General features: G+C 42.9%; 4 protein-coding genes and 1 tRNA gene. All 5 read left to right on the top strand.

Features of this window, described 5'->3' with window-relative positions; genetic code table 11:
• Window positions 1–60: 60 nt before the first annotated feature.
• The 5 genes from CPS_RS19385 (at window position 61) to CPS_RS19365 (ending at window position 11895) form a co-directional block, all read left to right on the top strand.
• Window positions 61–678 (top strand): outer membrane beta-barrel protein, encoded by a 618-nt coding sequence (locus tag CPS_RS19385; RefSeq protein WP_011045063.1) that lies wholly within the window; start codon window positions 61–63, stop codon window positions 676–678.
• Window positions 679–855: 177 nt separating this feature from the next.
• Window positions 856–932 (top strand) — tRNA-Ile (locus tag CPS_RS19380).
• 658 nt (window positions 933–1590) lie between these two features.
• Complete coding sequence (locus tag CPS_RS19375) at window positions 1591–2304, top strand: hypothetical protein (protein ID WP_011045060.1); 714 nt, start codon at window positions 1591–1593, stop codon at window positions 2302–2304.
• Entirely contained in the window at window positions 2304–8885 is a 6582-nt protein-coding gene (locus CPS_RS23030) for a beta strand repeat-containing protein (protein WP_011045059.1), read from the top strand. Before CPS_RS19375 ends, CPS_RS23030 begins: the two co-directional genes overlap by 1 nt.
• 310 nt (window positions 8886–9195) lie before the next feature.
• A complete protein-coding gene (locus CPS_RS19365; RefSeq protein ID WP_011045058.1) occupies window positions 9196–11895 on the top strand; it encodes a tetratricopeptide repeat-containing sulfotransferase family protein in 2700 nt (899 codons plus the stop codon).
• Window positions 11896–11959: the final 64 nt, after the last annotated feature.

Here is an 11959-nt window from a genome sequence, read left to right as displayed (position 1 = left end):
AAAAAGAGTAAGTTAGTAACCTAGCTTACTCTTTTTTACTTTCTAAGATAAGGAATCTTTATGCGCGTTATTTTAGCCCTGTTTTGTGCTCTTACCATCATATCTATGCCCTCTATGGCAAAACAAGCACTAGAACTTGAAGTTACTCCTTTGATTGGCTATCGCTTCGGTGGTGATTTTGATACTACTCAAGATAATATTAACAATAGAATAGAATTAAGTGATGATACTAGCTACGGCTTATTAACTGCTTGGTCTTTTGATCGAAAACGACAAGGTGAATTCTTAATAAGCCATTACAATACTAACTTTTCTGAGTCGAATGATTTTTCAGCAAGCAATACGGGGCTTGGTATCACCTATGCTCACCTAGGCGGCAATGTACCTATCTCTGAAGGACCGATTCCTTTTTATCTAACAGGCGGCCTTGGTTTAACTCACCTTGCTCCTAATGATAAACAGCTCAGTAATGAAACACGCTTTTCAGTGAATATTGGTTTAGCGAGTAAAATTGAATTAAGTGAAAAATTTAGCCTGAGGCTAGATAGCCGTGTATACGGAACATTCTTTAATTCTGATAGCGCAATATTTTGTGATGTTGAAGCTTGTGCTATATACATCTCTAGTAGTATTTGGGTTCAAACTGAGGTGAGTGTAGGGTTAACTTACCGATTTTAGTGCGAAGATACCTCTGTTTGTTTAAGAAATGAGCGGTCAGTAAAAAAACACGATTATTTAAAGTTCATTAGGTGACAATAAAATAAAAAATGCTTATACTGCACCCGCTTTGTTAGTTCACTCATTTAATTGTACTAACAAACGCATTAGAATATATCAGGCCAAACATGTGAAAATGGGCCTTTAGCTCAGTTGGTTAGAGCATCCGACTCATAATCGGCAGGTCCGCAGTTCAAGTCTGCGAAGGCCCACCATTTTCCTAGGCACATCCACAGTAAACAATCATTAATCTAATCAATGAAAATCAAATCAAGGTTTGCCTGTGAGTTTAGTAGGAATTTATTTTTGCTATTTATCCCTGACCTAAAAAATTACTCACGTGTCTCTTAAAATATTTTACACTTATTTTAATGTTCTGATTAATTTCCACACTTTTGAAGTGTTAATTTTTTAAGTGAAACACTGCCAATGCCCTTGTACGATAAAGCATCTATCTCTTTCATTTTATTAAACTGACAAATACTATTCATATTAGAAAATATTGAGCCATCTCTTGAGGCTTTGTTTAGGCCATTAAATAACCATCTACCTTTCCATCAACACTAGTAAAACTATAATCATATAAAAATCCGACGTCTCTAACTGTTAATTGTACTTATAGAACATGGTTTTTTTATGAATTGAAGGCCGCTTAGGTAATTAATTTTATTCGTTAATTTTATCCTTGATAGGGCTCGTACTTTCTACTATTTTCACTTCAATTCTGGCTTTAACCCTAGGTTGTTTTTATAGTTATTTAACCTCGAGTTATGATCTCCTGCCTCTATTTCAATTTTAAAAACGCTATTAGCGTTAATTGTAGGTCTCTACTAAACTAATACCATGTCGTTGATATAGACGAGATGGTTTCTTATGAACAACCACGTATTTAGACAAATTATTCATTCACTTTTCAATCTTACCGACACACAAAAACGTGAGTTGCTTGATGCGGTTAAAGCTAAATTAAATCGTACTCAAACTGAATCAATGATTGAAAATATTAAAGGTGAAGTAATTTGCTTTCCACATTGCGTTAGCACTGCAATTTTTCGATGGGAACATTGGCTTTTTACTGCGCAAACGGAAGCAAGATCTAATGAGGGCAGTGACAAAACAGAAGCGGATGAGATGTTCTTTTCAATCTCATTTGGAGGTGCTCAAAATATCTTCAAATATATACCCAGAAAACGAAGTAAACAAGACGAAAAGTACTCTGATAAAGATAAAAAAAAGTCACGCACTGTTAAAGAACGAAGCGATAAAACGGCAAACTATCTGCTTGGTAAACACAATAATGACGCTTTAATTGAAAAACTCGAACAGATTGTAAATACATATTTAATTCTCTGCACAGATGGCGCACACGCCTGTAAAAATTTATTAAAAAAGCATGACATCATTCATCATCTGCTGATCGCTTTTCATTGTGTGAGCAGTTATTTTGGTTGGCGTAGATTTCTTGAAAGTGGAGTCAGTAAAACAATAAAAACAGATGCGTTGAGCATAGTATTCAATAATGGATTAATTCAGATATTTCAATCCTACAACATTGAACGCTATAGAGCCGCTTTAAAGGGCATATAATGATAAAGTTAACTTTACTTGTTGAATTAGCAAATGGCGAACGTCAAACATTTACTTTGGTCGAATTACAGATTTTGACCGCATTAAATGGTGCAATTTATACGGTAGTTAAAGAAGGAACTCAACAAGCTCCTCAAGAGTTAGTGTTAAAGCGTAAAGATGATGATTTAACAGTAGAGGTAGAAGGAGTAATTGTTGCTCAAGTTGAAGGTTTTTATAGTGAATCGATGAATGCGACTTTCTCAGCGGATGGTAGTTTTACGCCCGCTGAAGGGATGAGTATCAGCAGTACGGATAAGCCAGTGATCGCTGAGGGCAATGAACCTATTGTTCGAAAAGCACAAGAGGATAATGATTTTTTAGGACTGTCCCCTTTAACATGGGGTGTTGCCTTATTTGGTGCTAGTGTGCTTGGCTCCGTAGCGTTGGATAGTGATGATGAAGATTATCCAAGCTACCAGGTGACCTTGGATCCAGTAGCTGGTCCTTTTAAGTCAATTGCGACTATTACATTGTATGATAAAGATGGTAATGAACTGGCAAATAAAGAGCATGATTTTAGTGATGGACCGGTTGTTTTCACCATTGATAATGGTTATCAAGGACCACTATTAGCTAAGGTTGTCGATAGCAATGGTAGTGAAGGTGATTATATAGATGAAACTACTGGGAAACTTGTTAGTTTAGGCGATTCGTCACTGCGTGCAATGGGACACACTGATGGCTTTGGTGATGTCACTATGAGCATTACTCCTTTAACTGAGCTTGCTTCGCGTCAGGCAGGTATTGGTGAAGACAATAAAGTAACAACAGAAAATGTTGCAGTAAACGCTGAGGTTTCCAAGTTATTTGATGTTGAAGACATATTAGCCCCAGTAACAACTATTTTAGATGACGATTATGACAGTTCAGATGGCCTTAATGCCGCCGAGCAATATGGTAATATTTTGGCATTGCTATCAGGAACAGAGAATGCATTAGCAAGCTCGGGTGGGAGTGATTCAACATCAATGCTGAGTATTGATGTGACCATTAATAAAATAAGAATCGAGATAGAAACGCAGGCTGATGGTGAGTTGGCCTTTACAAAGTCTGGATTTGAATTACTGCAGGACGGGTTGGAGGCATTTGAAGCAGGTGTGAATGCTGAAAAGGCTGACTTAGCCGCCGCATTGATTAAACCTCCTGTCATTGATACGGAGCGGGGCAGTGTTAATAAAGTCGAAAGTGAAGCAGGTGTAGCTGTTCAGGTAGACAATGTAAACATTGGTGATTCGGTTGTTATCCAATGGGGTAACCAATTTCATATTGTTGAAATTAGTGGTGCTGAGCTGATAGATGGCGTAGCAACCATTTTAGTCCCTGGCTCAGTTATTAATGCTGCCGGTGAGGGACGTATTGCAGTTACCTCTCATATAAGTGAACAAGTTATAAGTCCGGCAGCCTTTATTAATGTAGATACCACTAGCGCAGTTTTTGATTCTAGCTCTCTTGCGTCTGATTTAGATGAAAACAGTGGTACTCACCAGGTTGTTTATCAAGCAGTCACTAATGATGAGAATGCCAGGTTTAGCTTAACGGGTGATGATGCATCTTTATTTGCTATCAACAGTAGTACGGGGACGGTGATCTTAACGGCAAATCCTGATTATGAAAGCAAAGCCGATTACAATTTTACCTTAGTGGCGAGCGATCCGGCAGGTAACATTAGTGAGCAATCAGTCACGTTCGATATTACCGATCTTGATGAAGTCGCGCCGACGATTACGTCAGCAAGCACGGCTAGCACAATCGATGAAAACAGTGGCTCCGGACAAGTGGTGTACACAGTCACGTCAACTGATAGCAGTGATATTACCACGGGCGCAACGTCTTACAGCTTAAAAGCCGGTGATGATGCGGCCCTATTTAACATCAACAGCAGTACCGGGGCAGTGACGTTAACGGCCGATCCGGATGATGAAACCAAAGCCGATTACAACTTTACCGTGCTGGCGAGCGATGCCGCTGGTAACAGCAGAGAACAAGCGATCACGCTTGATATTATCGATCTTGATGATGTTGCGCCAACAATCACCTCAGCTTCAAGCGCGACCGCCCTTGATGAAAACAGTGGTGCCGGTCAAGTGGTATACACTGTCACGTCAACTGATAGCGATGATGTTTCTTCGGGCAGCACGGATTACAGCTTAAAAACCGGTGATGATGCAGCCTTATTTACCATCAACAGCAGTACCGGGGCGGTGACTTTATCTGCCGATCCGGATGATGAAACCAAAGCTGATTACAACTTTACCGTAGTGGCAAGTGATAGTGCTGGTAACAGCACTGAGCAAGCGATCACACTCGATATTATCGATCTTGATGAAGTTGCGCCGACGATTACCTCGACGGCGATAGCGGCAGCCCTTGATGAAAACAGTGGCGCCGGACAAGTGGTCTACACGGTCACGTCAACCGATAGCGGTGATATTGCTACGGGCGCAACGGCTTACAGCTTAAAAATCGGTGATGATGCAGCCTTATTTACCATCAATAGTGGTACCGGGGAGGTGACGTTAATAGCCAATCCGGATGATGAAACCAAAGCCGATTACAACTTTACCGTAGTGGCAAGTGATAGTGCTGGTAACAGCACTGAACAAGCGATCACGCTCGATATTACCGATCTTGATGATGTCGCGCCGACGATAACCTCGTCGGTGACAGCAACCGCTATAGATGAAAATAGCGGCGTGGGTCAAGTGGTGTATACGGTCACGTCAACCGATAGCGGTGATATTGCCACGGGTGTAACGGCTTACAGCTTAAAAGCGGGAGATGATGCAGCCTTATTTACTATCAACAGCAGTACCGGGGCGGTGACGTTAACTGCCAATCCGGATGATGAAACCAAAGCCGATTACAGCTTTACCGTGGTGGCGACTGATACCGCTGGTAACAGCAGCGAGCAAGTGATCACGCTCGATATTACCGATCTTGATGAAGTTGCACCAACGATCACTTCAGCTTCAAGCGCGACCGCCCTTGATGAAAACAGTGGTGCTGGCCAAGTGGTCTACACGGTCACCTCAACCGATAGCGGTGATATTGCCACGGGCGCAACGGCTTACAGCTTAAAAACCAGTGATGATGCGGCCTTATTTACCATCAATAGCAGTACCGGGGCGGTGACCTTAACAGCCAATCCGGATGATGAAATCAGAGCCGATTACAACTTTACTGTGGTGGCGACTGATACCGCCGGTAACAGCCGTGAGCAATCGATCACGCTCGATATTACCGATCTTGATGAAGTCGCGCCGACGATCACCTCGGCGTCGATAGCGGCAGCTATTGATGAAAACAGTGGTGCCAGTCAAGTGGTGTATACGGTCACGTCAACCGATAACGGAGATATTGCTACCGGTGCAACGGTTTACAGCTTAAAAGCGGGAGATGATGCGGCCTTATTTACCATCAACAGCAGCACCGGGGCGGTGACCTTAACGGCCAATCCGGATGATGAAAGCAAAGCCGATTACAACTTTACCGTGGTGGCGAGCGATGCCGCTGGTAATAGCACTGAGCAAGCGATCACACTTGATATTACTGATCTTGATGATGTCGCGCCAACAATCACCTCGGCGACAACAGCAACCGCCCTTGATGAAAACAGTGGTGCTGGCCAAGTGGTATATACGGTCACGTCAACTGATAGCGGTGATATTGCCACGGGCGTAACGGTTTACAGCTTAAAAGCCGGTGATGATGCAGCTTTATTTACCATTAACAGCAGTTCGGGGGCGGTGACCTTAACGGCCAATCCGGATGATGAAAGCAAAGCCGATTACAACTTTACCGTAGTGGCAAGTGATGGTGCCGGTAACAGCAGCGAAAAAGTGACCACGCTCGATATTACTGATCTTGATGAAGTTGCACCAACGATCACTTCAGCTTCAAGCGCGACCGCCCTTGATGAAAACAGTGGCGCTGGCCAAGTGGTCTACACGGTCACGTCAACCGATAGCGGTGATATTGCCACGGGTGCAACGGCTTACAGCTTAAAAGCCAGTGATGATGCGGCCTTATTTACCATCAATAGCAGTACCGGGGCGGTGACCTTAACGGCCAATCCAGATGATGAAAGCAAAGCCGATTACAACTTTACTGTGGTCGCGAGTGATGGTGCTGGTAACAGCACTGAGCAAGCGATCACGCTTGATATTATTGATCTTGATGATGTTGCACCAACAATCACTTCAGCTTCAAGCGCGATAGCCCTTGATGAAAACAGTGGCGCCGGCCAAGTGGTATACACGGTCACGTCAACTGACAATGGTGATATTGCTACCGGCGCAACGACCTACAGCTTAAAAGCCGGAGATGATGCGGCCTTATTTACCATCAACAGCAGTACGGGGGCGGTGACCTTAACGGCCAACCCGGATGATGAAAGCAAAGCAGATTACAACTTTACTGTGGTGGCAAGTGATGGTGCCGGTAACAGCAGCGAAAAAGCGATCACGCTAGATATTACCGATCTTGATGAAGTTGGACCAATTATTACTTCAGCTTCAAGCGCGACCGCACTTGATGAAAACAGTGGGGCTGGCCAAGTGGTGTACACGGTCACGTCAACTGACAATGGTGATATTGCTACCGGCGCAACGACCTACAGCTTAAAAAGTGGGGATGATGTGGCCTTATTTACCATCAATAGCAGTACCGGGGCGGTGACCTTAACGGCCGATCCGGATGATGAAAGCAAAGCTGATTACAACTTTACTGTGGTGGCGAGTGATGGTGCCGGTAACAGCAGCGAAAAAGCGATCACGCTTGATATTATTGATCTTGATGAAGTCGCGCCGACGATAACCTCGGCGGCGATAGCGGCAGCTATTGATGAAAATAGTGGTGCTGGCCAAGTGGTTTACACGGTCATGTCAACTGACAATGGTGATATTGCTACCGACGCAACGACCTACAGCTTAAAAAGTGGAGATGATGCGGCCTTATTTACCATCAACAGCAGCACCGGGGCGGTGACCTTAACGGCCAATCCGGATGATGAAGGCAAAGCCAATTACAACTTTACCGTAGTGGCAAGTGATGGTGCCGGTAACAGCAGCGAAAAAGCGATCACGCTCGATATTACTGATCTTGATGAAGTTGCACCAACGATCACTTCAGCTTCAAGCGCGACAGCTATTGATGAAAACAGTGGTGCTGGCCAAGTAGTATACACGGTCACGTCAACCGATAGCGGTGATATTGCCACTGGCGCAACGCTTTATAGCTTAAAAGCCGTTGACGACGCAGCCTTATTTACCATCAACAGCACTTCGGGAGCGGTGACCTTAACCGCCAATCCGAATGATGAAACCAAAGCCGATTACAATTTTACCGTGGTGGCTACTGATTCGCCCGGTAACAACAGCGAAAAAGCGGTCACGCTTGATATTACCGATCTTGATGAAATCGCGCCGACGATCACCTCGGCGGCGACAGCAACCGCTATTGATGAAAACAGTGGTGCTGGTCAAGTGGTGTACACGGTCACGTCAACCGATAGCGGTGATGTTGCTATAGGCGCAACGGTGTACAGCTTGAAAACCGGTGATGATGCCGCATTATTTACCATCAACAGCAGTACAGGAGCAGTGACCTTAACGGCCAATCCGGATGATGAAACCAAAGCCGATTACAGCTTTATCGTGGTGGCGACCGATACCGGCAATAACAGTAGTGAACAAGTCGTCACGCTTGATATTAATGATCTGGATGAAGTCGCACCGATTATTAACAGTGTTGTATTAAGTGATACAGACTTAGCTAAAAGTGAAACGGCGACTTTAACAATTACTTTTAGTGAGGCGGTAACCAATTTTACTAACGACGACATTGATTTAACGAGTGCAAACGGCACACTGTCGGCAATTAGTACAAGTGATAGCGGCGTGACATGGACCGGTACATTTACACCAACAGATGGGATCACAGATACGAGCAATACTATAACCGTAGTCAATACGGGGATAGCTGATTTAGCAGGAAATGTGCCAACAGACCCCGTTACATCAGATAACTTCGCTATAGATACTGCAGTGGTGGTCAATGAAACTGTCGTGGTGTTTGATTTAGTCGGAGGGACTTCATCGGACCATTCAAGCCGAACATTCGACAGTAATACAACTTATACGATCTACATTAAGGTCAATTCGAGTGTTAGTACTTTACTCACTAATGAAAACAGTGCAAATGGGACATGGGGTTTATGGTCGGGGGCGGATAATTTGGGCAGCGATGACCGAGTGATAATCGCCGGGAATGGCTTGGATTTAAAAGGTGGAGCGGGTAACGTTTCGGTGACTTCCGTATCCGAAACGAATAGTGCATTAAACCTATTGGCTGCTGGTCCAACGACAGTCGTGGTTATTAATCAGGAGGGGACGTTGTTTCGTAATGTAGACGGAGGAAGCGACACTTTTGATATTTGGACCGGAATAGTACCTAATATGCAGCTAGACGCTGGGGCAGGCGGCGAGTTATACACTAATACCATGCCAGTGGGCATAATGACCAGCCAAGGTCTCGCGTAGCGCTTCATCGGTAAAGGTTGCCAGTTACCATTGTTACCAACACTGATCATAATTTGTCGCCAACGACATTGTTCGTTGGCTTGATAAACAGCGTTGTTTAGTGTGTTCGTAATGCTGACATATTTTTGTTATATCATGTTTTAGGCTCTGGGCAGCGGCATAAAACCTTTGTTCATTAATTTGATAACTTAGCTAATCAAAGCCTTTATACATTCGTCCTATTAAGGTTTTATTGGGATAGTGCTTAAATAAAAGTGAATAAACCTTGATTCACTTAGAAATTAACTAATAACAATATGAAGAAGTAGTGATGAACGAATTAATTCTGTTGCGACAACTTGCCGAAAATCAACAATACCCTAGTTTGCTCGAATTAGCGCAATCACTTTGGTATGACAGCGGCAACCCAGCAGTATTGCCCTTGTTAGCTACAGCTAACGCCCATATGGGATTAAAAGAAAATACCCAAGCCTTATACCAACAATCGCTTAAACATTTTGACGTGCTTGATGTCGATGCCCGCTGTGATTTGGCTGTGGTGTTAATTGTGATGCAGCGTATAGATGACGCCATTAAAATGTTAAGTGATATCTTGATGGAACAAGGTAACCATGCATTAGCTCTGGCACGCTTAGCATACTGTTATTTAGCTTCTGGTCGCTTAGCTGAAGCACAACACTTTTTTGAAAAATCACTAATAATCACTCCTGAGCGCTTCATCGTACACCGCAATTTAGTGGCCGTATATATTGCACAAAATGAGCTCAACCAGGCACAAAAACAGCTCGATAGCGCAACAGAAGTGTTAGTTAATTATCATAAGGTCGGTGATCCGCTTTACCAGCAATATTGGTTTCAACTGAACACTACGCAATTACAACTATGGGTAGTACAAGGTTTATTTTGCCCTGCTGAAGAATGGCTTACTCAGTTAAGTGTGCGACAACAAGCGGGTGACTATGATGAAGCCGTATTAGTACAATACGTTAAAAGCTATAGCCAAGTGTTAGCGGAAAAAAATTTTCATCAACAAGCAACGAATATTCTACGTGAATACTTAAAGCAGTATAACAATAACGTAGAGCTATGCATGGCACTTGCTGAACTAGCGCAGGTACAAGGGCACTTTATGCAGGCGATTAGTTTACTGCAAAAAGCGTTAAAAAAGGATGAAGGAAATAGTGACCTTTGGGTGCAGTTATCAACAGCCTGCTTGCACCGTTTTGATAAAAAGGCACGCAAAGCGGCAGTACGGGCTGTCAGTTTGGCAGAAGCGCTAGAGATTACAGATGAACAATCCTTAGTGTTGATTAAAATGAAACAAGCACAGGCAAACAATGCTTTAGCTGAAGTGGAATGCCAAGAGCAAAATTTTGAAGTTTCAGAGAAGCTCTATCGTGATATTTTGGCTGAGCACAGCCATTTTTTACCGGCACTGCAAGGATTAGGTCAGCAACAAATGCAGCAGGGGAATATTGATGAAGCAGTAGCCTTATTTGAACGTATTAAAGATATTGACCTACTGAAAGGGTGTTCGGCACTAATTAATGTCCGGCGTTTTCCTGATGATGTAGAAGCCTTAGATAAAATGGCTATCGCGGCCAATAAACCTAGCATGGAAGGCTCGTTGCGCGCCGGTATTTTGTTCCAATTAGCAGCCGCGTGGGAAAAAAAGAAGGACTATAATAAAGCCTTTAGATTTGCTGAACAGGCTAATAACGCCAGTAAAAAGTTTTTATCATACAATGCTCAAAAACACCGCGAAGACTGTGCAAGATTACGTGCTTGTTTTAACAAAACCTTGTATCAGCATCGTCCTAACTACGGTATTGAATCAACAATACCGGTATATGTGTTAGGCATGCCGCGCTCGGGTACTACTTTGGTTGAACAAATATTATCCGGGCACAGTGATATTTTTGGTGCCGGTGAGTTAGGTGTTATTCCGCAAGTTATACAAGGGATAAATCGCTGGGAACGCCACACTGGCTCTGGTCGACAATACCCCGATTGTATTGACGATTTTAATGCCGATACCATCGCAGGTATTGCCAATAATATGTTAAAAGAATTACAAGAACTCGCCGCTGAAACTAAGCCAGAATCAAAATACGTGGTGGATAAAATGCCGCATAATTTTGAAAATATTGGTTTAATTAAATTTTTATTTCCCAACGCTAAAATCATTTCAGTACGTCGCGACCCACGCGACATAGCTATGTCGAATTATTTTACTGATTATCAAGCTAAGCATGGCGGTATGGGCTTTGCCTATGATCTAGAGCATATTGGAGAACAATTAGCCGATCATAATCTGTTAATGCATCATTGGCAGCAAACCTTTCCTGATGAAATTCTAGAAATTAATTATGAAGATGTCGTTGACGACATAGAAGGCTGCGCCCGTAAAATGTTGAGTTATATTGGCGTAAACTGGCAACCCAAAGTACTTAAATTTAATGAGTTAGTACGTACAGTGAAAACAGCCAGTGTTTGGCAGGTACGACAACCTATTTATAAAACATCAAAAGGTAAGTGGCTGCGTTATCAAACTCGGTTAACACCATTAATCAAAGGTACTAATGCAAAAATAGTATCACACCCTATAACTGATTTGCTCACCTTGCCTGAGCCCGGTTTTTTAACTGACGGTGTCGCACTATACAAAGAGGGTAAGCTTGATGATGCTGAAATGTGCTTTAAAAAGATGCTACATCATAACCCTGGTCATGCAGCGTGTCATTATATGATCGGGCTGGTTTATTTGACTAAAAACCATGCTCAAGATGGTATTAGGCACTTTGAAAAAGCAGTTGCTAGCTGTCCTTGGCAAAAAGAATGGCGACAAAACTTATTGAAAGCATACGAGCAAGAAGGTGAAACCAATAAAATAGCGGCGTTTAAGAAAGGTAACCAACGAACGACTGCCAATGATGCCAATAATGCCGTTACCTATGATGAACATTTCACCAGTGATGCTTTTACGACGAAAACGACAGTTTCTCAATAAAAAATAGCACAACTACGTCTTACTATTCAGACTTGAGGTGTTTATTAATCGAACAGAGGCTTAA

The organism is Colwellia psychrerythraea 34H (assembly GCF_000012325.1).
In the GTDB taxonomy this organism is placed as follows: Bacteria; Pseudomonadota; Gammaproteobacteria; order Enterobacterales; family Alteromonadaceae; genus Colwellia; species Colwellia psychrerythraea_A.
The sequence above is the reverse complement of the archived record's forward strand: the minus strand, read 5'-3'. Positions and strand labels throughout refer to the sequence as shown.